This window comes from Micromonospora sp. DT233, assembly GCF_049841815.1.
In the GTDB taxonomy this organism is placed as follows: domain Bacteria; phylum Actinomycetota; class Actinomycetes; order Mycobacteriales; family Micromonosporaceae; genus Micromonospora.
This window is the reverse complement of record NZ_JBNCLB010000004.1, coordinates 482,555-505,699: the sequence shown is the minus strand read 5'-3', so window position 1 is coordinate 505,699 and position 23,145 is coordinate 482,555. Positions and strand designations below refer to the sequence as shown.

Annotated in this window: 22 protein-coding genes; 6 read left to right on the top strand and 16 right to left on the bottom strand. The window is 74.9% G+C overall.

Annotated elements, in window-relative coordinates; translation table 11 throughout:
• Positions 1–810 (bottom strand): TrmH family RNA methyltransferase, encoded by an 810-nt coding sequence (locus tag ACLQ2V_RS13380; RefSeq protein ID WP_425718750.1) that lies wholly within the window; start codon positions 808–810, stop codon positions 1–3.
• Positions 811–860: 50 nt separating this feature from the next.
• On the opposite strand from ACLQ2V_RS13380, the gene ACLQ2V_RS13375 reads away from it, so the two are divergent.
• On the top strand, positions 861–1,511 hold the full coding sequence (locus ACLQ2V_RS13375) for a dTMP kinase (RefSeq protein WP_425718749.1): 651 nt from the start codon (positions 861–863) through the stop codon (positions 1,509–1,511).
• Here ACLQ2V_RS13375 and ACLQ2V_RS13370 read toward each other — a convergent pair.
• From ACLQ2V_RS13370 to ACLQ2V_RS13340, 7 genes are all read right to left on the bottom strand, one after another.
• Positions 1,501–2,148, bottom strand: coding sequence for a response regulator (locus tag ACLQ2V_RS13370; RefSeq protein ID WP_425718748.1), 648 nt, complete (start codon positions 2,146–2,148; stop codon positions 1,501–1,503). The genes ACLQ2V_RS13375 and ACLQ2V_RS13370 overlap by 11 nt on opposite strands.
• Before the next feature lie 5 nt (positions 2,149–2,153).
• The gene (locus ACLQ2V_RS13365) at positions 2,154–4,238 is read right to left on the bottom strand and encodes a histidine kinase (protein ID WP_425718747.1); all 2,085 of its coding nucleotides are present in this window, start codon (positions 4,236–4,238) and stop codon (positions 2,154–2,156) included.
• On the bottom strand, positions 4,235–4,693 hold the full coding sequence (locus tag ACLQ2V_RS13360) for a hypothetical protein (protein ID WP_425718746.1): 459 nt from the start codon (positions 4,691–4,693) through the stop codon (positions 4,235–4,237). The genes ACLQ2V_RS13365 and ACLQ2V_RS13360 overlap by 4 nt, the downstream gene beginning before the upstream one ends.
• A 133-nt stretch (positions 4,694–4,826) precedes the next feature.
• Positions 4,827–7,118: a transglycosylase domain-containing protein gene (locus ACLQ2V_RS13355; protein WP_425718745.1), complete on the bottom strand. Its 2,292-nt coding sequence runs from the start codon at positions 7,116–7,118 to the stop codon at positions 4,827–4,829.
• A gap of 141 nt (positions 7,119–7,259) precedes the next feature.
• A complete protein-coding gene (locus ACLQ2V_RS13350) occupies positions 7,260–8,078 on the bottom strand; it encodes a hypothetical protein (RefSeq protein ID WP_425718744.1) in 819 nt (272 codons plus the stop codon).
• A 158-nt stretch (positions 8,079–8,236) separates the two neighbouring features.
• Positions 8,237–9,340 (bottom strand): SPFH domain-containing protein, encoded by a 1,104-nt coding sequence (locus ACLQ2V_RS13345; RefSeq protein ID WP_425718743.1) that lies wholly within the window; start codon positions 9,338–9,340, stop codon positions 8,237–8,239.
• 5 nt (positions 9,341–9,345) lie between these two features.
• Positions 9,346–9,816, bottom strand: a complete 471-nt coding sequence (locus tag ACLQ2V_RS13340) for an NfeD family protein (RefSeq protein WP_425718742.1) — start codon at positions 9,814–9,816, stop codon at positions 9,346–9,348.
• Between the two features lie 112 nt (positions 9,817–9,928).
• On the opposite strand from ACLQ2V_RS13340, the gene ACLQ2V_RS13335 reads away from it, so the two are divergent.
• Positions 9,929–11,245, top strand: a complete 1,317-nt coding sequence (locus tag ACLQ2V_RS13335; RefSeq protein ID WP_425718741.1) for a serine hydrolase domain-containing protein — start codon at positions 9,929–9,931, stop codon at positions 11,243–11,245.
• A 120-nt stretch (positions 11,246–11,365) separates the two neighbouring features.
• Here the strand turns inward: ACLQ2V_RS13335 and ACLQ2V_RS13330 are convergent, their stop codons facing one another.
• The gene (locus ACLQ2V_RS13330) at positions 11,366–12,181 is read right to left on the bottom strand and encodes a DUF3097 domain-containing protein (protein WP_425718740.1); all 816 of its coding nucleotides are present in this window, start codon (positions 12,179–12,181) and stop codon (positions 11,366–11,368) included.
• Positions 12,182–12,385: 204 nt separating this feature from the next.
• Here ACLQ2V_RS13330 and ACLQ2V_RS13325 point away from each other — a divergent pair, with 204 nt between their 5' ends.
• A complete protein-coding gene (locus ACLQ2V_RS13325; protein WP_425718739.1) occupies positions 12,386–13,180 on the top strand; it encodes a hypothetical protein in 795 nt (264 codons plus the stop codon).
• Positions 13,181–13,190: 10 nt separating this feature from the next.
• Here the strand turns inward: ACLQ2V_RS13325 and ACLQ2V_RS13320 are convergent, their stop codons facing one another.
• The 7 genes from ACLQ2V_RS13320 to ACLQ2V_RS13290 all read right to left on the bottom strand — a co-directional run bounded on the left by ACLQ2V_RS13320 (position 13,191) and on the right by ACLQ2V_RS13290 (position 20,578).
• Positions 13,191–13,970, bottom strand: coding sequence for an HAD-IIA family hydrolase (locus ACLQ2V_RS13320; protein WP_425718738.1), 780 nt, complete (start codon positions 13,968–13,970; stop codon positions 13,191–13,193).
• Between the two features lie 81 nt (positions 13,971–14,051).
• A complete protein-coding gene (locus tag ACLQ2V_RS13315; RefSeq protein ID WP_425718737.1) occupies positions 14,052–15,080 on the bottom strand; it encodes a ferrochelatase in 1,029 nt (342 codons plus the stop codon).
• 170 nt (positions 15,081–15,250) lie between these two features.
• The gene (fabI, locus tag ACLQ2V_RS13310; protein WP_425718736.1) at positions 15,251–16,024 is read right to left on the bottom strand and encodes an enoyl-ACP reductase FabI; all 774 of its coding nucleotides are present in this window, start codon (positions 16,022–16,024) and stop codon (positions 15,251–15,253) included.
• Positions 16,025–16,062: 38 nt separating this feature from the next.
• A complete protein-coding gene (fabG, locus tag ACLQ2V_RS13305) occupies positions 16,063–16,767 on the bottom strand; it encodes a 3-oxoacyl-[acyl-carrier-protein] reductase (protein ID WP_425718735.1) in 705 nt (234 codons plus the stop codon).
• A 678-nt stretch (positions 16,768–17,445) separates the two neighbouring features.
• Entirely contained in the window at positions 17,446–18,396 is a 951-nt protein-coding gene (locus ACLQ2V_RS13300; protein WP_425718734.1) for a VWA domain-containing protein, read from the bottom strand.
• Positions 18,393–19,463, bottom strand: a complete 1,071-nt coding sequence (locus tag ACLQ2V_RS13295) for a DUF58 domain-containing protein (RefSeq protein WP_425718733.1) — start codon at positions 19,461–19,463, stop codon at positions 18,393–18,395. The genes ACLQ2V_RS13300 and ACLQ2V_RS13295 overlap by 4 nt, the downstream gene beginning before the upstream one ends.
• Entirely contained in the window at positions 19,442–20,578 is a 1,137-nt protein-coding gene (locus ACLQ2V_RS13290; protein WP_425718732.1) for an AAA family ATPase, read from the bottom strand. The genes ACLQ2V_RS13295 and ACLQ2V_RS13290 overlap by 22 nt, the downstream gene beginning before the upstream one ends.
• 257 nt (positions 20,579–20,835) lie before the next feature.
• Here ACLQ2V_RS13290 and ACLQ2V_RS13285 point away from each other — a divergent pair, with 257 nt between their 5' ends.
• From ACLQ2V_RS13285 to ACLQ2V_RS13275, 3 genes are all read left to right on the top strand, one after another.
• Positions 20,836–21,066 (top strand): hypothetical protein, encoded by a 231-nt coding sequence (locus ACLQ2V_RS13285; protein ID WP_425718731.1) that lies wholly within the window; start codon positions 20,836–20,838, stop codon positions 21,064–21,066.
• 109 nt (positions 21,067–21,175) lie between these two features.
• Positions 21,176–21,709 carry a PH domain-containing protein gene (locus ACLQ2V_RS13280; protein ID WP_425718840.1) on the top strand — a complete coding sequence of 178 codons (534 nt, stop codon included), beginning with the start codon at positions 21,176–21,178 and terminating at the stop codon, positions 21,707–21,709.
• On the top strand, positions 21,706–23,067 hold the full coding sequence (locus ACLQ2V_RS13275) for a PH domain-containing protein (RefSeq protein ID WP_425718730.1): 1,362 nt from the start codon (positions 21,706–21,708) through the stop codon (positions 23,065–23,067). Before ACLQ2V_RS13280 ends, ACLQ2V_RS13275 begins: the two co-directional genes overlap by 4 nt.
• Positions 23,068–23,145 lie beyond the last annotated feature (78 nt).

Below are 23,145 nucleotides of genomic sequence, written 5' to 3'. Positions count from 1 at the left end.
TCAGGCCGGGTCGTCGCGGCCCAGTTCCCAGCAGGCGACGGCGGTGGCGGCGGCCACGTTGAGCGAGTCCACGCCGCGCCGCATCGGGATCACCACCCGTACGTCGCTGGCGGCCATCGCCGCGCGGGTCAGCCCGGCCCCCTCCGCGCCGAGCAGCAGCGCCGAGCGGGCCCGCGCGGCGGCGTCGAGGCGCTGGATGGGCACCGCGTCGGGGGCCGGGGTCAGCGCCAGCACCGCGAACCCGGCCTGCCGGACCTCGGCGAGCGCGTCCGGCCAGGGCGCCAACCGGGCGTACGGGACGGCGAAGACCTCCCCCATGCTGACCCGGACGCTGCGCCGGTACAGCGGGTCGGCGCAGGACGGCGAGAGCAGCACGGCGTCGACCCCGAGCGCGGCCACGGCCCGGAAGATCGCCCCGAGGTTGGTGTGGTTGTTGACGTCCTCCAGGATCACCACCCGCCGGGCGTCGGCGAGCACCTCGGCGGCGGTCGGCAGCGGCTTGCGGTGGAACGAGGCGAGGACCCCCCGGTGCACGTGGAAGCCGGTGGCCCGTTCCAGCACGTCGGGGGTGGCCGCGTAGACGGGGGCGTCGCCGGTGTCGAGGTCGGCGAGCTGGTCGGCCCGCTTGGCGTCGACCAGGAACGACCGGGCCGGGTAGCCGGCCCGCAGCGCCCGGCGCAGCACCAGCTCGCCCTCGGCGATGAAGAGGCCGTGCGGCGGCTCCCACCGGGTACGCAGTTCCACGTCGGTCAGGGCGCGGTAGTCGGCGATCCGGTCGTCGTCGGGGTCGGTGATCTGGTGGACGGGCACCCGGCGATTCTGCCCGAGCCGACCGGCCGCGCGAGAAGTAGGGTGTGGGCGTGCGGCCTCCCCTGCTGATCGCGCTCGTCGGCGTCGACGGGTCCGGCAAGACCACCCAGGCTCGGGCGCTGGCACGACGGCTGACCGCGCGGGGTGTCCCGGCCACGTACTTCGAGAACGCCGGCGGTCGGCCGCTGTGGAACAAGTTGGCCCTGGCGCTCGGACGGCCGGACGGGACGGCGCTGTTCGGTCGTACCCTCTACCCGGTCGTCGAGGCGACGGTGCGCGCGGCCGCGATGACCCGCACGGTGCTCTGGGCGTGGGCGACCGGGCGGGCGGCGGTGCTGGACCGCTGGACGTACTGCCAGTACGTGATCATGCGGGCCCGGGGCGACCGGAGCGGGCGGGCCACGCGCGCGGCGTACCGGATCTTTCCCGCGCCGACGCTGGTCTGCTTCCTGGCCGTCGCGCCCGAGGTGGCGCAGCGGCGGGTCCTCGCCCGGGGGATCGACACCGAGGAGCTGGCCCACCTGCGCGCCCTGGACGCCGCCTACCGGGCGCTGCCGGAGTTCCCCGGGTTCGTCGTGCTGCCCGGCGACGGCGACCCCGACGAGGTGTCCGCCGCGCTGGACGAGGCGGTCGCGCCGCTGCTGGCTGCGGGGGTTCGGCGCGCGGGCCCGGCCGACGGCGGGGGTTCGTTCAGGCGGTGAGGCCGGCGTCGCGGGCCAGCAGGGCGGCCTGCACCCGGTCGCTCACCCCGAGCTTGGCGAAGACCGCGGAGAGCTGGTTGCGTACCGTCTTCTCGCTGAGCCCGAAGCGGCGGGCGATCCGGGCGTTGGTCTCGCCGGTGGCCAGGTGCCGCAGGATGTCCCGCTCGCGCGGGGTGAGCCGGTCGAACGGCGGCGGCAGCTCGACGGGCTGGCGTTGCAGGGTGGTGAGCACCTGCGGGCCGACCCGGGGGCCGAGGACGAGCCCGCCGCCGGCCACCGTGCGCAGCGCGTCGACGACCACGTCCGGGTCGGTGTCCTTCAGCACGTAGCCCCGGGCGCCGGCGCGCAGCGAGCGGTTCACCACGTCCTCGTCGTCGGCCATGGTCAGCATGAGCACCCGGGTCTCCGGCCGGGACCGCAGGATCTGCCGGGTCGCCTCCACCCCGTCGCCGTCGGGGAGCGCCACGTCCATCGCGATCACCCCCGGCTGCTCGGTGACCGCGACGGTGATCGCCTCGGCGCAGGTGGCCGCCTCGATGATGCCCTCGACCCAGCTCTCCCCCTCGAGCATCATCCGCAGACCCCGCCGGACCACCGGATGGTCGTCCACGATCAGCACCCGCACCCGCTCGGCCACCGCCGTCACCTCGCCTTCTGCACCGTCGGCCCGGCCGGGGCGGGCGCGGCCTCGGGTACGGGGTGGAAGGGTAGCCGCACCCGGATCAGGGTGCCCCGGGGTTCCCGGCCGACGATCTCGCACTCGCCGCCCAGCTCGGCGGCGCGTTCCCGCATCGAGTCCAGCCCCACCCCGCCCGGCCGGGGGGCGGCGAAGCCCACCCCGTCGTCGCTGACCTCGACCACCAGCCCTCTTTCCCGCCGCACCGCCACCTCGCACGTCTCGGCCCGCGCGTGCCGGGCCACGTTGGCCAGCGCCTCCGCCACGATCCGGTACGCCGCCACCTCCACGGCGGCCGGCAGCCCGTGCAGGGGGTCCGCCAGCAGCAGCCGCACCGTCAGGGTGGGCCCGTCGAAGCGTTGGCACTCGGCGCGCAGCGCCGACTCCAGCCCCCGGTCCAGGGCGGGCGGGCGGAGCTGGTCGACGAGTTGACGCACCTCCCCGGTGCAGGCGCGCAGGTCCTCGGCGAGGGAGTCGAGGATCCGTTCCAGCCGCTCCCCGTCGGCGCCGGCGAGCTTGCGGGCCGCGCGTACCTGCATGGCCATGCCGGCGAAGGCCGGCCCCAGCCCGTCGTGCAGGTCGCGGCGCAGGCGTCGCCGTTCCTCCTCGCGGGCCATGACCAGCCGCTCCCGGGACTCCCGCAGGTCACGGATCAGCCGGGCGGACGCCGCCGCCACCGAGGCGTGCAGCGCGACGTCGTTGAGCAGCCGGCGCTCGACCGGGGTGAAGCGCACGCCGGCCGCCCGGTTGGCCACCACCAGCCGCCCCACCCGTTCGCCGTGGGTCACCATGTCGAACCGCTCGACCGAGGTGGTCGCCCGGCCGTGCTCGGCGTGCGGCGGCCCCGGCCGGCCGGCGTCGTCGCCGCCGAGCTCCACCGCCACGTACGGCACCTGAAGCGAGCGGGCGATCGTGCCGGTGAGCAGCGGCAGCACCGCCTGCGGTTCCACCGTGCGCTCCAGCAGGTCACCGAGGCGGGCGAGGACGGCGTACGGCTCGTCGCGGTCGCCGTAGAGCAGCCGGTTGACCCCGCGCTGCACCCGGTGCCGCAGCGGCTCGAAGGTCACCGCGATGAGGCCGGTCGCCGCCAGCGACGCGTTGGAGGTGTCGCCGCGCAGCACCAGGTCACGCAGCAGCGCCACGGTGGACACGAAGGCGACGATCACCAACAGGCTCAGCACCAGCCAGACCAGGGTCCGGTTGATGACCTGTTCCAGCCCGTAGAGGCGGTACCGGAGCACCGCCAGGGTCAGCGCACCGGGCACGGCGACCACCATCAGCATCCAGGCGCCGGCGAGGTTGAGCCAGTCCAGCAGGAAGCCCAGCAGGAAGAGCGCGCCGGCCGCCAGCAGGCAGGCGAGCTGCTGGCGGGCCTCCCCGGTGGCCCGCCGCCAGCGCCCGACCAGGGACACCAGCACGGCGACCACCAGCAGCACCTCGACGGCGATGGCCAGCAGGGCGACCCGGACCAGCAGCCGCGCCGTCGGGGTCGCGGCCGGCTCGGCGGAGGTGAGCAGCCCGGTGGGGTCGACGGCGGCGGCGACGGCCAAGGCGACGGCCGCCAGCGCGGTGACGCCGACGAGCCCGGCGGCGAACGGCCGCCAGCGCCGGCCGGGCAGCCGCCCGTCGGGGAAGACCAGCAGGGCCAGGAAGATCAGCCCGTACGGCGGCCACCAGAGCCACTGGCTCAGCCAGGCCACCGCGGCCAGGTGCGGCCAGCTCAACGCCAGCACCGCCACGGCCGAGGTGAGGCCGGCGGCCACCATCAGCCGGCCGACGCGGTGGCCGGGCACCCCGGCGAGGACCAGCCCGCCGAGGGCGGTGAAGGCGACCGCCATCGCGCCGGTCAGCGCCACCAGGCCGACCGTCGCCGCGTCGTGCAGCCGCCACTGCCCGATCAGGACGAGCACGGCGACGCCCAGCCCCGCGACGGCCAGCACCCGCCGGGTGGCGGGCGGCGGACCGGCCGTGGGGTCGGCGGGCGGCGGACCGGCCGTGGGCTCGGCGGGCTGCGGGCCGGGCACCGGGTCGGCGGGGTCGGCGTGGCTCACGCCCAGCCGGCCGCGTGCATGGCGTTGTGCAGCCAGTTGCCGCTGTCGTGTTCCAGGTGGTCCGGCAGGACGTCGAAGTCGTGGGCGAGGTCCGGGCCGTCGAGGTCGGGCAGTTGGGCGAGGGCCTGGTCGAGGGAGATCCGGAACCGGGTGAGCACCTCGGGATGGGCGGTGACGTACTGCGCCAGGTGGTTGACGACCGCCTTGAGCCGCTGCCGCACCGCCGCCGGGTCCGCCGGGTCGGTGCCGGTCTGCAGGCCCTCCAGCCGCCAGTCTGCGGTGAAGACGGGGTGCAGCCGGTGGCCGGTGACGTCGAAGAACTCGACGCCGCCGCCGAGCTTCTCGCCGTCGGGGCCGACGGTGAGCAGCTCGGCGGGGTTGGTGTAGACGTGGCAGAAGGTGTCGTTGGCGGCGATCAGCAGGATCCGGCGATCGGTGCCGGCAGCAAGGGTCATCGGGGCTCCTCGGGCGACGTGACGTGCACTCATCGTCGCGCCGGCCGCGTCCCGCCGGATCGGGCGGATGTCCCGAATCGCCGGGGAGTACGCCCGCCCCCGCCGACCGGACGGCTCGCCGGGGTCGGCCCGCTCAGCCTCGGGCGCGGTCCAGCCGGCGGGAGACCTCCGGTGGGAGGGTCCGCTCCGGCTGCGGCGGCACGGTCCGCTCCGGCGACCGGGGTCGCTCGGTGGGGCTGGGCTGCGGCGGGGCCGGGCGGCGCACCTCGCCGGCCAGTTCCCGGCTGGGCGGGGTGAACGCCCGCACCGGCTCGCCGGCGACGCCCGCGCGGATCGTCCGGGCCACCGCGGCGATCACCTTCGCCTGCACGGCCGAGCCGACCGAGTCACCCGGGTCGTCGGGGTTCGCCGCGATGCCGGCGACGGCGATCTGCGGGGTGAAGCCGACGAACGTCTCCGTCGAGTTCCGCTCCGAGCTGCCGGTCTTGCCGGCGACGGGCCGGCCGACGATCCGGTCCACGGCGGTGGCGGTGCCGCCGTCGCAGTGGCCGAAGGCGCTCTGCTGGCCGACGGGGCAGCGGGCGGCGTCGGTGGCGGCGCGGGCCACGTCGGTGTCGAGCACCTTCCGGCAGGACGGCTCGCCGACCGGCACGGGGTCGCCGTCGGCGGCGGTCACCGAGACCACCGGCAGCGGCGCGCAGTACGTCCCCTCGGCGGCCACCGTCGCGTACGCGCCCGCCAGGTCCAGCGGGGTGGTGGCGGAGACGCCCAGGGTGAACGCCCCCCAGTCGGCGGCGTCGTGCGCCGCGAAGGCGGCGTCGGCGTCGGCCCGGAAGGTGATGCCGAGGCGCTGGGCCATCTCCACCACCTTCGCCGGGCCGACCTGCTCGGCCAGCCAGACGAAGTACGTGTTGACGGAGCGGCCGAAGCCGTCCCACATGGTGCGGTAACCGTCCATCCACTCGGGGTTGGCGTTCGCCGGGCACCAGACGTCGGCGCAGCTCGCCTCGCCCTCGGCGGCGTACCGGGTGGGCAGCCGGCTGGGCGCGTCGAAGCCGGTGGCGAGCTGCTTGCCGCTCTCCAGGGCGGCGAGCATGGTGAAGAGCTTGAACGTCGAGCCGGCCTGGTAGCCGTCGACGCCGCCGCCGCCGGAGATCAGCGGGTTGACGGTGTTGGGGTGGTTGGGCTGGCCGGCGGGGTTGGCGTCGAGGCTGTAGTGCCGGTTGACCGCCATCGCCAGGACCCGGCCGGTGCCGGGCTGCACCGCCGCGATCGGCAGGGCGCGCTTGTTGTCGTACCCGTAGACGGCGGTGGCCTGCTGCTGCGCGGTGGCCTGGAGCTTCGGGTCCAGCGAGGTGACCACGGTGTAGCCGCCCCGGCGCAGCGCCTGCTCGCGTTCGGCGACGGTCTCGCCGAACGCGGGCTGGGTCAGCCACCACTGCCGCAGGTAGTCGCAGAAGAAGCCCCAGTCGGCGTGGCCGGCGGGCGTCGCGGTGCAGCCGTTGGGCTGCGCGGTGGGGCGCAGCGCCAGCTTCGCCGCCTTCGCCGCCTCGGCCTGCCCGGCGGTGATCGCACCGGTGGCGGCCATCGCGTCCAGGACGTACCCGCGCCGGGCCAGGGCCGCGTCGGCGTCGCCGTCGATCGGGCTGTACGCCTCCGGCGACTGGACCAGGCCGGCGAGCAGGGCCGCCTCGGGCAGGGTCAGCTCGGCCGGGGCCTTGGCGAAGTAGCGCTGGCTGGCCGCCGCGATGCCGTACGCGCCGGAGCCGAAGTAGGCGATGTTGAGGTAGCGGTTGAGGATCTCGTCCTTGCTGAGCTGCTGCTCCAGCGCCAGGGCGTACCGGATCTCCTGGAGCTTGCGCCCGACGGTCTGCTCGGTGGCCGCCTGCCGCTCCTCGGCGCTGCGGCCCGGGTCGGTCTTGAGCACGTTGCGGACGTACTGCATGGTCAGCGTGGAGCCGCCCTGGGTGGTGCCGCCGCCGGTGACGTTGGCGACCAGGGCGCGGGCGATGCCGCGCAGGTCGGTGCCGCCGTGCGAGTAGAACCGCCGGTCCTCGGCCGCCACGATGGCCGCGCGCAGCACCGGGGCGATCTCGGCCAGCGGCACGTCGGTGCGGTTGACGTCGTAGAACGTGGTGATCAGCGTGGTGCCGTCGTTGGCGTAGAGGTAGGACCGCTGCGGGGTGACCGGCGTGCGCAGCGCCTCCGGCAGCGCGGCGAGGGACCCGGCGGCCGACTTCGCGACGTGGCCGAGCAGCAGGTTGGCCGGCAGCGCCGCCACCGCCAGGACGAGTCCGGCGAGCAGTCCGGCGAGCAGCACGGTGAGCAGCCGCGACAGGGGCGGCCGGAGTTGCGGCATGGGGGCAAGGATTGCCGCGAAAGCCGTGATTCGGCCACCCTGGCGAGTGATTGTCAGCCAATTCACCGCCCCCGGCCAGGCACTTCCCCGCCACTGCGTCCATTGCGGCACGAACCTCGCAACCGGCGCGCACCGTCAGCCGTCGTCAGCCGGCGGCGCGCGGGCGATGGTCCGGCCCGCCGCTGCAAATCGGCCGCCGGCCTCGGGTCAGCCGGCGGCGAGGGGGCCGCCGCCGGGGCCGGGGGTCGCGCCGGGGCCTGGCAGCGGGGCGTTGGCGGTGGCGACGCTGGCGGTGGCCGCGTCCCGGGCGATCGTGGCGGGGACCAGGCGACCGGAGCGGTACCCGATGCCGATTCCGGCGATCAGCACGAAGATCGCCCCGAAGGTCTGCAGCGAACCGATGAGCGCGCCGCCGATGCCGAGCAGCGGCGCGGCGATCATCAGCATCGTGCCGTCGCCCATGCTGAACGTCCCGGAGCGGGCCACCGCCCAGCCGGTGAGCAGCCAACCGGCGGTGTAGCAGGTGGCACCGAGCAGCACCAGGGTGCGGGCCGTGGTGCCGAAGACCGGGGCCTGCGCGGTCAGCCCGGCGAAGGGCAGCATGAGCACGATGCCGGCGATGCTGGCCAGCAGCCCGGCGGCGGCCGTGCGGCGGCTGCGGGTGGCGGCCAGCAGGCCGGTCAGGGCCAGCAGGGCGAGCAGCCCGAGCCAGACGGCGGCGACCCAGCCCACCAGGTAGAGCTGCCCCCCGTCGGCCGGGTACGGGGCGTTGCCCAGCCCGCCGTCGCTGGCCCACGACACCAGCCCGTAGAGCACCGCGTACGCGGGCAGCAGCCAGACGGCGGCGCGGCCGAAGCGGCGCAGCGACCAGGCCCAGGTGGCGTTGGTGGCCGGCGCGGGCAGCGGCTCGGTGATGAACGGCAGCACCCCGAAGCCGCCCCCGGTACGCCGGGTGCCCAGCGGCCCGGCCGGGTCGTGCGCGCCGGGCACGGCGGTGGAGCGGTTCCTCTTCGCGGGTTCCTTCATGCGTCACCTCGCTGCGCTGCTCGGCGGGGCCGGACGCGCCGCGGCGCCCCGGCTCCCGATCACCACCCGTTCCTCAGAACCGATGGTGTCAGGTGCCGGAGCGCCACATGAGGACTATTCACATTCCCGGCCGGCCCCTCGGCCGGCCGGCGCGACCGTCAGGCGCGCTCGCGCCGGTCGGGCTCGTTGAGCAGGCTCCCCGGGGAGACCGGCTCCGGGGCCGGCAGCCCCTGCGGGGTGTTGCCGCCGGTGGCCTGGGCCTCGGCGACGCGTACCTCGTCGTTGATCTGCTGGGCGGCGGCGGCCGCGGCCTGGGCGGCCTCGGCGGCCTCCCGCTCGACGGCGCTCGCGTGGCCGGCCGCCTCCGGGGCCGGCTGGTCGCCGACCATCTGGCTCAGCCCGCCCAGCGCGCCGCCCATGCCCTCCAGGGCCTTGGTCAGCTCGGCCGGGACGATCCAGACCTTGTTGGCCGTGCCGTTGGCGATCTGCGGCAGCGCCTGAAGGTATTGGTAGGCGAGCACCTTCTGGCTCGGGTTGGCCTGGTGGATGGCGTCGAAGACCGTCCGGATCGCCTTCGCCTGCCCCTCGGCCTGGAGGATGCGGGCCTGCCGGTCACCGTCGGCGCGCAGCACCGCGGACTGCTTGTCGCCCTCGGCGGTGAGGATCTGCGACTGCTTGTGCCCCTCGGCGGTCAGGATCGCCGCCCGGCGGTCCCGCTCGGCGCGCATCTGCTTCTCCATCGAGTCGCGGATGCTGGCCGGCGGCTCGATCGCCTTGATCTCCACCCGGGTGACCTTGATGCCCCACCGGCCGGTGGTCTCGTCCAGCACGCCCGAAAGGTGCCGGTTGATCTCCTCCCGGCTGGTCAGCGCCCGCTCCAGGTCCAGCGAGCCGATCACGTTACGCAACGTGGTGACGGTGAGCTGCTCGATGGCCTGGAGGAAGTTAGAGATCTCGTACGTCGCCCGGGCCGCGTCGATGACCTTGAAGTAGAGCACCGTGTCGATCGACACCACCAGGTTGTCCGAGGTGATCACCGGCTGCGGCGGGAAGCTGACCACCTGCTCGCGCATGTCGACCTTGGTGCGTACCGCATCGACGAAGGGGACCAGCAGGTTCAGCCCCGGGTTGAGGGTGCGCTTGTACTTACCCAGCCGCTCCACCACGTCCTGGCGCTGCTGCGGCACGATCCGCACCGCCTTGAACAGGGTCACCACCACGATCAACGCCACGGCGACCAACAGCACCGTCAGGATTTCCATACCCCTCACCCTCTCGCTTCGGGCAGCTCGCCCGGCGTGGAAACGTCGTCGTCCCAGACCAGGGCGGTCGCGCCCTGAACCTTTATCACCCGCACCCGCCGGCCGGGGGTGAAACTCTGCGTCACGTCGTAGGACCGGGCGCTCCACAGCTCACCGTCGATCTTGACCAGGCCGCGGTCCGCGTCGACGTGCTCCAGCACCAACGCGGTGGAGCCCTCGATCGCCGCCACCCCGTACGGCTGCTCGTCGGCGACCCCGGAGTCGGAGTGGCGGCGCAGCGCCGGCCGGGCCACCAGCACGGTCAGCGCCGAGACCACGGCGAAGACCGCCGCCTGCCCGGCGGTCGGCGCACCGAGGGCCGCCGCACCGGCGGCGGCGAACGCGCCGACCGCGAACATGATCAGGAAGAGCGTCGTCGTGAAGATCTCGGCGACCGCCAACACCACACCCAGCACGATCCAGAACACCGCGTTCACCCCTCAAGAGTGCCACGTCGCAGCACGTCCGGCCCGTGCACAAGATCAGTAGGCTCGGTGGCAGCCGCCCGCGAAGGGCCGCCAGGCCCACCCAGCGACTCAAGGAGGAGCCGTGTCCCTGCCCCCCGACACCGCCCGAGAGGTCGACGCCGCCGTCGCCCGCGCGCAGTCCGCCGGTCGTACGCCGTCGCTCGTGCTCGGCGTGGTGCGAGATGGTGAGCTCGCCCACGTCGCCGCCGCCGGCGAGCATCCCCGCCCGGATTCCGACCGGCAGTACCGAATCGGCTCGATCACGAAGACCATGACCGCAGTGCTGATCATGCAGCAGCGCGACGCGGGCGCGCTGGCCCTGGACGACCGCCTCGACGCCCACCTGCCCGGCACCGGCGTCGGCGCGCTCACCCTGCGCCAGCTCCTCGGCCACGCCAGCGGCCTGCAACGCGAGCCCGACGGCCCCTGGTGGGAGCGCACCGAGGTCGGCGACCTGGAATCCGTGCTGGCCGGCGTGGGCGAACACAAGATCGCCTACCCGCCGCACCGGGTCTACCACTACTCCAACCTGGCGTACGGGTTGCTCGGCGGGGTGCTGGCGGCGGTCACCGGGACGGGCTGGTACGACCTGCTCCGGCAGCGGATCCTGGAGCCGCTGGGCATGACGCGCACCACCTACCAGGCCACCGAGCCCTTCGCCCGGGGGTACGTGGTGCACCCCTGGCACGACACGCTGCGCGAGGAGCCGCGCCCCGACAGCGGGGCGATGGCCCCGGCCGGGCAGCTCTGGTCGACGATCACCGACCTCGGCCGCTGGGCGACGTTCCTGGCCGACCCCGACCCGGCCGTGCTCGACCCGGCGACGCTCACCGAGATGTGCGTGCCGGTGGCGATCAGCGACCTCGACTCGTGGAGCGGCGGGCACGGCCTCGGCATCGAGCTGTACCGGGTCGGCGAGCGGGTCTACGTCGGCCACGGCGGGTCGATGCCCGGGTACGTCGCCGCGCTGGCCGTGCACCGCCGCACCCGCACCGCCGTGGTCGGCTACGCCAACTCGTACGGCCTGCGGGTCGGCCACCTCGGCGGCCTCGGCCGGGAGGTGCTCACCGGGGTCCTGGACGCGCTCGGCGACCCGGTCGCGCCGTGGCGCCCGGCCGACGCCCCGCCCCCGGCCGAGCTGGCCGAGCTGACCGGCCGCTGGTGGTGGATGGGCGCGGAGTTCGAGTTCCGGGCCGACGCCGCCACCGGCGAGCTGCGGGCCGGGCGGGTCGGCAACCCGGAGATGCGCTTCACCCGGGAGGGCCCGGACCGCTGGCGGGGCCGCTCCGGCCCGCAGGACGGCGAGATCATCACCGTGCTGCGGGATGCGCAGGGCACCCCGGTCGCCCTCGACATGGCCACCTTCGTCCTCACCCGCACCCCGGACGAGGAGCCCTGACCCCGCGCCGGTGCAGTCTCCCCGGCCGGGCCGCCGCCCGGCCCGGTCGGGGTGGGGCTCAGCCCGGTCGGGGTGGGGCTCAGCCGGTCGGGGTGGGGCTCAGCCCGGTCAGGGTGGGACTCAGCCGGGCGGCTCGGTGACGAAGTCGATCAGCCGTTCCATCGCGTTGATCAGTGGGGTCTCCACGTCGGCGAAGCTGTCCACCCGAGAGAGGATGAGCCGCCACATGTCCGCCGGCTCGGCCACCCCGAGGGCCGCGCAGACCCCCTCCTTCCACGGCCGCCCCGGCGGCACCACCGGCCACGCCGCGATGCCCAGCGCGGCCGGCTTCACGGCCTGCCACACGTCGACGTACGGGTGGCCGGTGACCAGCACGTGCGGGGAGGTCACCCGCGCGACGATCCGGCTCTCCTTCGAGCCGGGCACCAGGTGGTCGACCAGCACGCCGAGGCGCCGGGACGGGCCGGGGCCGAAGTCGCGCACCTGCGCGGCGAGCTCGTCGATGCCGTCCAGCGGCTCGACCACCACGCCCTCGACGCGCAGGTCGTCGCCCCAGATCCGCTCGACCAGGGCGGCATCGTGGATGCCCTCCACCCAGATCCGGCTGGCCTTGGCGACCTGGGCGCGCACGTCGGCGACGGCGATCGAGCCGGAGGCGGTGCGCCGGCGGGCCGCCGGCACGGGCGCGGCACGGGGTCGGCGCAGCGTCACCGGCCGCCCGTCGAGCAGGAACGCCGCCGGCAGCAGCGGGAAGTTGCGCCGCCGCCCGTGCCGGTCCTCCAGCACCACCGCCCCGGCCTCGAAGCCGACCACCGCGCCGCAGAACCCGGAGTCGGCGTCCTCGACGACGAGATCGACCTCGGCGTCCACCTCGGGTGTGACCTTGCGCCGCCGCCAGTCCCCCGCCAACACGTCCTCGCCATACCGCCCCACCATCCCCCCACGCTAAACCCAACCCCCCGAACCCCGTGAACCCCACGCCGCCCCACCCCGCAGCCCCGTCGATCATGGAGTCGTGGTGCCTCGCGAAAGGCGCAGATGTGGAGCGACCGGCCACCACGATTCCATGATCGCGGCGATGGCGGGCGGGGCGGGCGGCAGTCGAGACACGGGCGGGGCGTAGCACGTACCCTCTTCTGCATGTCCTCCCCCGCAACGGGCGCGGTCACGATCGCGCCGCGCCGGTCGAGCCGGTTCGTGGCCTGGGTGCGCGCCTGGCGTGCCGGGCTCGTGCCGTACGACGAGGTCGCCGAGGAGATCGCCGGCGACGAGGAGCACCTCGTCGCGGACGCCCCCGGCACCTGGACCGACGTCCCGCTGCGCGACGCGCTGCCCACCCTGGCCAAGCTCTCCCCGGACGAGATCCGGCTGGTGCTCCCCGCGCCCGGCGACCCCCGGGGGCTGCCCGGTCCGGGCGACTTCGCCGGCACCGCGCTGGTCGTCGGCGAGGCGGTGGTGGCCGGTGGCCTCGGGCTCATCCCGCACGTGCGCTCGCACACCTCCGGCTCGGGGATGACCTGGGAGACGGTGCTCTGGCGGTGCTACCCGCTGCCCGCGAACGCCCCGGCCGCCTCGCTGGGCTCGCCCGGCGCGGCCGAGGCGGAGGCCGAGCTGGCCAGCGCCCTGGCCGAGACCACGGCGGCGCTGACCCGGCTCGACGTGGCCCAGTGGCGGCCGGAGCTGGCCGGCGCGCTGGCCGCGCTGCGCCGACCCGACGGCACCACCGACCTGCCGCCGGGCTTCGACCCCCGGTCGCGGCGGCTCTTCGCCCGCGCCGCCGTGCTCGACCGGGTGCTCGCGCTGGCCGGGCACGGCGCACCGGGCGGGGCGATCAACAACTACGAGGCCCAGCAGCGCGACGCCGCGCTGCGCCCGCTCACCACCGCCTGCCGGCAGGCCCTGGTCGCCGCCTGCAACGCACCGCTCCGCCCCTGACCGGCGGGACTCACACCTCGTCCAGCAGGTCGGCGATCGAGTCGATGACCCGTGACGGACGGTACGGGTAGCGCTCGGCCTCGGCCCTGGTGCTGATCCCGGTCAGCACCAGGATCGTCTCCAATCCGGCCTCCAGGCCGCAGAGGATGTCGGTGTCCATCCGGTCGCCGATCATGGCGGTCGTCTCGGAGTGCGCGTCGATGGTGTTCAGCGCCGAGCGCATCATCATCGGGTTGGGCTTGCCGACGAAGTACGGCTGCACGCCGGTCGCCTTCGAGATCATCGCCGCGACCGAGCCGGCCGCCGGCAGCGCGCCCTCGACCGACGGGCCGGTCACGTCGGGGTTGGTGCAGATGAACCGGGCCCCCTCGTTGATCAGCCGGACCGCCTTGGTGATCGCCTCGAAGCTGTAGGTCCGGGTCTCCCCGAGCACCACGTAGTCGGGGGCGAAGTCGGTGAGCACGTACCCGGCCGCGTGCAGGGCCGTGGTCAGCCCGGCCTCCCCGATCGCGTACGCGGTGCCGCCCGGCCGCTGGTCGGCGAGGAACTGGGCGGTGGCCAGCGCGGAGGTCCAGATGGCCTGCTCGGGCACCTCGAAGCCCATCCGCAGCAGCCGGGCCCGCAGGTCGCGCGGGGTGTAGATGGAGTTGTTGGTCAGCACCAGGAACGGCGTGCCGGAGGAGCGCAGCCGGTTGATGAACTCGGGCGCGCCGGGCACCGGCTGCCCCTCGTGCACCAGCACGCCGTCCATGTCGGTCAGCCAGCTCTGCACCGGCTTGCGCTCACGCATTCGTGTTCCCAGGGGTGGCGGGTCGGCGGGCGGTGGCCGCAGAGGGGCGGGCGGGACCGGCAGCGCGGCGCGTGGGGTCGGTCACGGGCGGCGGGCCGGCACGCAGCAGACCGTCGGGCAGGTGTCCCACAGCGGCAGCTCGCCGAGGCGGCGGCGCAGCCGCTCCCCGCCCGGCTCGGTGCGCTCGGCGACCAACTCCCGCACCATCGCCACGAAGCGCGGGTCGGTGCCCGGGGTGGCGGCGCGGGCGAAGTCCAACCCGACCCGCCCGGCCGTCTCGCGCGCCTCGGTGTCGAGGTCCCACACCACCTCGAGGTGGTCGGAGACGAAGCCGATCGGGCTGACCACCACGGCGGTGGTGCCGGCCTCGGCGACGGCGGCCAGGTGGTCGTTGACGTCCGGTTCCAGCCACGGCACCTGCGGCGGGCCGGACCGGCTCTGCCACACCAGGTCGTACGGGAGGTCGGGGGCGGCCGCGGCGTGCACCAGCCGGGCGACCTCCGCCAGCTGGGCGGTGTACCGGCCGCCGTGCGGGCCGGCGGCCGCCGCCGCCGAGAGGGGCACCGAGTGGGCGGTGAAGACCAACCGGGTGGTGGCCCGCTGGGCCGGGTCGAGCCGGCCCAGTGCGGCCCGCACCGCGTCGGCGTGCGGCTCGACGAAGCCCGGATGGTCCCAGAACTGGCGCAGCTTCTCGATCACCGGCGCGTCCGGGCCGACCGCCGCGCGGGCCGCGGCGATGTCCTCCTGGTACTGCCGGCAGGAGGAGTAGCCGCCGTAGGCGCTGGTGACGAAGGCGAGGGCGGAGGTGATCCCGTCGTCGCGCATCCGGGCCACGGTGTCGGCGAGCATCGGATCCCAGTTGCGGTTGCCCCAGTAGATCGGCAGGTCGACGCCGTGGGCGGCGAAGTCGTCCTCGATCGCGGCGATCAAGTCCCGGCACTGCTGGTTGATCGGGGAGACCCCGCCGAAGTGCTGGTAGTGCTCGACCACCTCGGCCAGCCGCTCCGGGGGCACGCCCCGGCCCCGCGTCACGTTCTGCAGGAAGGGCAGCACGTCCTCGGGCCGCTCGGGCCCGCCGAAGGAGACCAGCACCAACGCGTCGTACACCATGGGGTCATTCTTCCCCGCCGGCCGGCCGGCGGGGGCAGGCCCCCCTGGTCCGGGTGGTCACCGGGGCCCCGGCCGCGCCCGAAGGCGGCGGCTCGGGGCCCTTGCGGTGCGCGCGACGGGCCCATGCGGTGCGCGCGACGGGCCCCTGCGGTGCGGCTCGGGGCCGGCGGTCAGCGGGAGGCGCCGACCGCGTGGTAGCCGCCGTCGACGTGGACGATCTCCCCGGTGGTGGCCGGGAACCAGTCCGACAGCAGGGCCAGGCAGGCGCGGGCGGCCGGCTCCTGGTCGGTCAGGCTCCACTTCAGCGGGGCCTGCTCGGCCCAGGCGGCCTCGAACTTCTCGAAGCCGGGGATCGACTTGGCGGCCATGGTGCGCAGCGGCCCGGCGGCGACCAGGTTGCTGCGGATGCCCCGCTCACCCAGGTGCATCGCCAGGTAGCGGGAGGTGGACTCCAGCCCGGCCTTCGCCACGCCCATCCAGTCGTACACCGGCCACGCCTGGGTGGCGTCGAAGGTGAGGCCGACCACCGCGCCACCCGGCGACATCAACGGCAGCGCCGCCATGGCCAGGGACTTGTAGGAGTACGTGGAGACGTGCAGCGCGGTGGCCACGTCCTCCCACGGCGCGTCGAGGAAGCCGCCGCCGAGGCAGCTCTTCGGGGCGAACCCGATCGAGTGCACCACCCCGTCGAGGCCGTCGACGTGCTCCCGGACCTTCTCGGCCAGCCCGTCGAGGTGCACCGGGTCGGTCACGTCCAGCTCGATGATCGGGGCGGGCTCCGGCAGCCGCCGGGCGATCCGTTCGACCAGCGAGAGCCGGCCGTAGCCGGTGAGTACGACCTGCGCGCCGTTCTCCTGGGCGAGCTTCGCCACGGAGAAGGCGATCGAGGCGTCGGTGATGACGCCGGTGACCAGCAGCCGCTTACCGGCCAGCAGTCCGGACATGTGGGTGTTCCTCCGTTGAGTCGGTGCGGTGAGCAGCGTCAGTGGCCCATGCCCAGGCCGCCGTCGACCGGGATGACGGCGCCGGAGATGTAGCCGGCGGAGTCCGAGGCCAGCCAGGTGACCACCTCGGCGACCTCCTCGGGCGCGGCGAATCGGCCGGCGGGAATGGACTTCAGGTATTCGGCCCTGCGGTCCTCGGGCAGCGCGGCGGTCATGTCGGTGGCGATGAAGCCGGGCGCGACGACGTTGGCGGTGATGTTGCGCCCGCCCAGCTCCCTGGTCAGCGAGCGGGCCATGCCGACCATGCCGGCCTTGCTGGCCGCGTAGTTGACCTGGCCGGGGCTGCCGTAGAGGCCGACCACCGAGGAGATGAAGATGATCCGGCCCCAGCGGGCCCGCAGCATCTTCGTCGACGCGCGCTTGGCGCAGCGGAACGAGCCGGTGAGGTTGGTGTCCACCACCCGGGTGAACTGCTCCTCCGACATCCGCATGATCAACGTGTCGTCGGTGATGCCGGCGTTGGCCACCAGCACCTCGACCGGGCCCAGCTCGGCCTCGATCGTGGTGAAGGCCGCGTCGACGGAGGCGGAGTCGGTCACGTCGCAGGTGACGCCGAAGAGCCCCTCGGGGGCGCTGCCGCTACGGTGCGTGACCGCAACCCGGTCGCCCTGCTTGGCGAACGACTGCGCGATGGCCAAACCGATCCCCCGGTTGCCGCCGGTCACCAGCACGGTACGGGCCACGGGTCCCCCTCTGCTCTGCTGATCTACGTCGGTGGCGAGCCTAGGCGTTACCGGCAGGTAAGGGCTAACGCGGGGCGCGTCGGGCGGGGCGGCCACGCCGCGCCGCGATCCCGTTCCGGTGGGCGACAACCCTTGCGGGGAACGGGTTGCGGCCCCTCGCCGGCCACCCGGTGCGCGTTCGGGGCACGCTCACCGCGGGTGTAACATGATCCGCGTTCCGGGCCAGGCCGACCGCAGGAGGTGATCGCTGTGCGAGATAGCGATCCTCACAGTCGTGGCCGGGCCGATCGTCAGCCCCGCTGAGCCACGGCTCAACAGGTGAGCTGACCCAGCTCCGCTCCCCCGCATCCCCGTCTCCCCGCGCCCCTGCGGCCCTCGCCGTCGGCGGCGAACCGGGGTGCGCCGTCCGACCAGGACGCCGGAGGGGGCACCCGGTCACGACTTCGTGTGCGCGTTCCGCCTCCCCCCTCGCGGTCCCCGCCCCGGCGTGGACCTCCAGTCGCCACCGGAGCCTCCCCATGAGCCGTTACGTCGCCCCGCTGGGTTTCACCCTCGCCGCCGTCTGGGTGGCCGTCCTGTTCGTACTGGCCGGCAGCGGCCACTGACCCGGCGGGCTCGGCGCGGTGACGCGCGCCGCCCCGGCCCCCTCTCGGCGGGACCGGGGCGGCCGGGGCCGCGTCAGATCAGCCGGGACGACCAGAGCAGGCTGGCCGCGCCCGCGCAGAGGGCCAGCAGCAGGGCGATGCCCGCGTACCACTGGGTGATCTCGCGGGGCTCCGTGCGGAACCCGATCGAGCTGCCCATGTCCTGGTAGACCTTCTTCAGCTCGCTGACCGAGGCGGCCTCGTAGAAGTACCCCTCGGTGGTCTCCGCCAGCTCGGCCAGCGCCATCCGGTCCACCGGCACCCGCTGCAACTGACCGCCGATGTCGACCTGCCCGCTGTCCGTGCCGAAGGCGATCGTGGAGACCGGCACGTTGGCCGCCTGCGCGGCGGCCGCCGCCTCCTCCACCGACCGGCCCGAGGTGCGGAACCCGTCGGAGAGCAGCACGATCCGCGCCGGCGGGATGCCCGCCGCGCCGTCCGCCGGCACCGACCGGATCGCCTCCAGGCAGGTGAAGACCGCCTCGCCGGTCGCGGTCGCCTCGGCCAGCACCAGCCCGTCGATCGCGCTGGCCACCGCGTCGCGCTCCTTGGTGGGCGGCACCAGCACGTTCGCCGACTTGGCGAACGAGACCAACCCCAGGTTGTACGTCTCCGGCAGCTCACCGACGAACTGCTTGGCCGCCTCCTGGGCGGCCTCCAGCCGGTTCGGCGACACGTCGTCGGCCTGCATGGACAGCGACACGTCGATGGCCAGCATCACGGTGGCCCGTTCCAGCGGCTCCTTCGTGTCCATCGCCGGCCGGGCCAGGCCGGTGGCGAGCACCAGCAGGCTGAGCAGGAAAGCCACGGCCGGCACGTGCCGCCGCCAGCCCAGCCCCTTGGGCGCGAGCGTACGCAGCAGGTCCACGTTGGTGAACCGCAGCGCGTACGCCCGGCGGTGCAGTTGCCGCCACACGTACAGCGCGGCGAGGGCGAGCACCGGCAGCACGGCCAGCAGCCACCACGGTTGCAGAAAGCGGATCATCGTGTCGTCCCCCGGGTGCGGGCGTGCCGCTGCGCGGCCACGAAACGCACCATGTCGAGCAGCCAGTCGGTGTCGGTACGCAGGCGCAGGTGGGCCGCGCCCGCCGCGCGGAGTTCGGTGGAGATCGCCGCGCGCTGGGCGGTGGCCGCCTCGGCGTAGCGCCGGCGCAGCCGCGGGTCGGCGGTCTGCACCTCGTGCAGCTCGCCGGTCTCCGGGTCCACCACCGGCAGCACCCCGACGTCGGGCAGCTCCAGCTCGCGCGGGTCGACCACCTCGATCGCCAGCAGGTCGTGGCGGACCCGCAGCTTGCGCATCGGTCGCGCCCACTGCTCCGGCGGCGCGAGGAAGTCGGAGATCACCACGGCGACGCCGCGTCGCCGGGGCGGCCGGTTGAGCATGTCGACCAGCGCGCCCAGGTCGCTGCGGCCGGGGCGGATCTCGGTGCCGGCGATGGCCCGTAGCAGCCCCTGCGCCTCCTTGCGCCCGGAGCGGGCGGGCAGCCGGACCAGCCGGCCGGGACCGGCCGGCGGCGGTGCCGCGCCCCGCCGCCGGCCCACCGGGGCGGCCGGGGCCGCGCCGCTGCCCACCACCGCCCCGATCCGGTTGCCGCCGCGCACGGTGAGGTGGGTGAGGGCGGCGGCCGCGGCGACCACCACGTCCCGCTTGAGCCAGCGGCCGGTGCCGAAGTCCAGGCTCGCCGAGAGGTCCACCGCGAGCCACGTCTCCAGCTCCCGGTCGGCCACGGTGCGCCGCACGTGCGGCGTCGTCGTGCGCGCGGTCACCGGCCAGTCCATCCGGCGTACGTCGTCGCCGGGGCGGTACTCGCGCGACTCCCCCGCCTCGCTGCCCGGACCGGGCAACAGGCCGGCGTAGTCGCCCTGCAGCAGGCCGTCGAGCTTCCGGGTGACCATGAGCTGCAACCGGGACAGCAGCGCCTCGTTGCGGGACACGGCGGCCGGCGACCACGGCGTACCCGCCGGGGGCTGTGGGGTGGGTGCGGCCGGCGACCACGGCGCACCCGCCGAGGGGTGTGGGTCGGGCACGGTCACGGCCGCTGCCCGGGCCAACCGCCGACGGCCGGCGGCGAGCCGACCGGGGTGGCCTGCTGGCGCGGCGCGACCGACGGCAGCGGGATCATCGACATCACCCGGTGCACCACGTGGTCGGCCGGCACGTCGTCGGCCAGCGCGTCGTAGCTGAGCACCAGCCGGTGCCGCAGGATGTCCGGGGCGATGTCCTGCACGTCCTGCGGCAGGGCGTAGTCGCGGCCGCGCAGCAGCGCCAGCGCCCGGGTGGCCCGGACCAGCCCGAGCGAGGCCCGTGGGCTGGCACCGTACTGGATCAGGCGCGCCACGTCGGGCATGCCGTGCTCCGCCGGCGCACGCGTGGCCAGCACCAGCCGGACCGCGTAGTCCACCAGCGCGTTGTGCACGAAGACCTGGTCGGCCTTGCGCTGCAGGGCCAGCAGGTCCTGGGTGTCGAAGACCGGGGCGGGCTGCGGCGGGGCCACCCCCATCCGGTAGACGATCTCCCGCTCCTCGGCGTCGGTCGGGTAGCCCACCACGATCTTCATCAGGAAGCGGTCCCGCTGCGCCTCCGGCAACGGGTAGACGCCCTCCTGCTCGATCGGGTTCTGGGTGGCCATCACCAGGAACGGGTCCGGCACCCGGTGGGTCTGGCCGCCGATGGAGACCTGCCGCTCGCTCATCACCTCCAGCAGGGCCGACTGCACCTTGGCCGGGGCCCGGTTGATCTCGTCGGCCAGCAGGAAGTTGACGAAGACCGGCCCCAGCTCGACGTCGAACTTCTCGGTCGACTGTCGGTAGATCCGGGTGCCCATGATGTCGGCGGGGACCAGGTCCGGAGTGAACTGCACCCGGGCGAACGAACCGCCGACCACCTTCGCGAGGGTCTCCACGGCGAGGGTCTTCGCCACGCCGGGCACCCCCTCCAGCAGGCAGTGCCCCCGGGCCAGCAGCGCCACGAACATCCGCTCGACCATCCGGTCCTGCCCGACGATCACCCGCTTGATCTCGAACAGCGCCCGCTCCAGCAGGGTCGCGTCCTGGGCCGGGGTGGTCGGCGGGGGCGTGTCCGGCGCGCTGCCGTTCGGCGTCGGGGTGCCGTTCGGCGTCGCGCTGCCGTTCGGCGTCGGGGTGTCGGGCGTGGTCGGCTGGGCCACCGGTCCTCCACAGCATGGTCGGTCGTCGCGGCGTGGTGCAGTATCAAGACTCGCACGCCGCGCCGAGAGCCGAGACGGGGAGAACCCGTTTTCCGGCCGCCGCGCCGGCGCCCGCGAATCGCCGATCGCTGCTTTACACCGGGGGCCCCGGCGTGTGTACGATTCACCCCGTCGCCGGGCGGCTCCCCCCGTGGCCGCCCGGCGCTCACTTTTCGCCCCGCGCGCCCGGACCGGCCCCGACGCCTAGACTGGCCCGGATGAACGCCCTCCTCCCCACCGACGCGGCACCGATCTGTTCGGCCCGGGGCTGCCGCGCCGCCGCGGCCTGGGCGCTGCGCTGGAACAATCCCCGCCTGCACACCGCCGACCGGCGCAAGACCTGGCTCGCCTGCGCCGAGCACCGCTCCTCGCTCGGCGACTTCCTCGCCGCCCGTGGCTTCCTCCGGGAGACCGCGCCGCTGGCCGGATCGCCTACGCTCGACTCGTGATCGCGCAGAGCGGAACCTTCCGGTGACCGACGACCCCGTCGGCGACCCGCCGCCGGCTGCCCCGTCCTCCCCCGCCGACCCACCACCGCCGGCCGCCGCCCCACCACCGCTGGCCGCCGAGCCGCCGCCCGGCGATCCGGGGGCGGGGTTCCCGTCGGGGCCGCTGGAGCCATGGCCGCAGAGCGTCCGGTGGCAGTCGGTCTCGACCGACCTGATCTGGGTCGAGCTGCTTCGCCTGTCCGCATCGGTCGGGATGGTGCTGCTCGGGCTGGCGGTCGGTTGGGTGCTCATCGGGCACTGGCTCTTCGCCGTCGCGCTCGGCGCGGTGGTGCTGGCCGCCGCCTGGCGGGTCGTCGCCATCGTGCGCGCCGTGCACGTCTGGGGGTACGCCGAGCGGGAGGACGACCTGCTGGTGCGGCACGGGCTGCTGGTGCGCCGGCTCTCCATCGTGCCGTACTCGCGGATGCAGTTCGTCGACGTCAGCGCCGGCCCGCTGGAGCGGGCATTCGACCTGGCCACCGTGCAGTTGCACACGGCCGCCGCGGCCAGTGACGCCCGGGTGCCGGGGCTGCGTCCGGCGGAGGCGTCCCGGCTGCGTGACCGGCTCACCGCGCTCGGCGAGGACCGCGCGGAGGGACTGTGAGTCAGGGCCAGCACGGCACCGACCCGCAGGTCGAGGGCGCGGGGCCGCAGGAGGAACCGCGCCGGCGGCTGCACCCGCTGAGCCCGGCGCTGCACGGGGCGAAGTCGCTGGTCGTGGTCATCGCCGGGCTGTCCTGGTCGACCCTGTCCCGGGTCGGCTTCGGCTGGTTCGCCGCGATGGCCGCCGTGCTGGCCCTCGGCGCGACCGTGCTAGCGGTGGTGAGCTGGTACAACACCGGCTATCACGTGACCGGCCGGGAGCTGCGGGTCTACGAGGGGCTGCTCTGGCGGCGCACCCGGGCCATCCCGCTGGAACGCCTCCAGGCCGTGGAGGTGGTCCGCCCCCTGCTCGCCCAGCTCACCGGGCTGGCCGAGCTGCGCCTGGAGGTGGTCGGCGGCGGGAAGACCGAGGCGCCGCTGGCGTACCTCGGGGTGGCCGAGGCCACCGCCCTGCGACAGCGGCTGCTGACGCTGGCCGACGGCGGGCCGATGCCGCAGCCAGCGCCGGGGGCGGCGGACGCCGAGGCGACGGTCGTGCCGACGCCGCCAGGGCGGGCCCTGCACGCGGTGGCGAACCGGGACCTGCTGATCAGCCAGCTGCTCACCCCGCAGGCGTTCCTGCTCCCCTTCGGGGTGGCCTTCGTGGTGGCGCAGTTCCTCTCCGCCGGCTCCTGGTCGTTCGTCGCGGTGGCGAGCACGCTGACCGCGATGGCCGGCGTCCTGCTGCAACCGGTCCGCCGCGTCCTCGACGACTGGAACTTCCGGCTGGCCCGCGACGAGGGCACCCTGCGGGTCCGCAACGGCCTGCTGGAGACCCGCGCCCAGACCGTGCCGCTGAACCGGGTGCAGACGGTCGGGGCCACCTGGCCGTTGCTCTGGCGCGGGAAGGGCTGGCTGCGGCTGCGGCTGGAGGTGGCCGGCTACGCGGCCGGCGAGGCCGACGACCGCAACCGGCCCGACCGGCTGCTGCCCGTGGGCGACCTGGGCACCGGGGAGCGGATCGTGGCGGAGGTGCTGCCGGGGGTGCGGCTGACCGGGCTGGCCACGAACCTCCCCCCGCCCCGGGCGCGGTGGTTGCGTCCGCTGAGCCGGCGGGCCGTCGGCGTCGGGCTCCACGAGCGGGTCTTCGCCGCCCGGGCCGGGCTGCTCACCCGGAAACTCATGATCGTGCCGTACGCCCGGATCCAGAGCGTGCGGGTGACCCAGGGCCCGGCGCAGCGGCGGTTGCGGCTGGCGACCGTGCACGCGGACACCGCCGGGGGCGCCGGTGCCGCCGCGCTCGACCGTGACCTCGCCGAGGCGTGGTGGCTGGCCGAGGAGCTGACCTCCCGGGCGCACGCCGCCCGCCGCGCCGGCTGAGCCCCGCCGCGCCCGCCGGAGTCCTCGGCGGGCGCGGTCGGGACCGCCGGGGTCCTCGGCGGGCGCGGTCGGGACCGC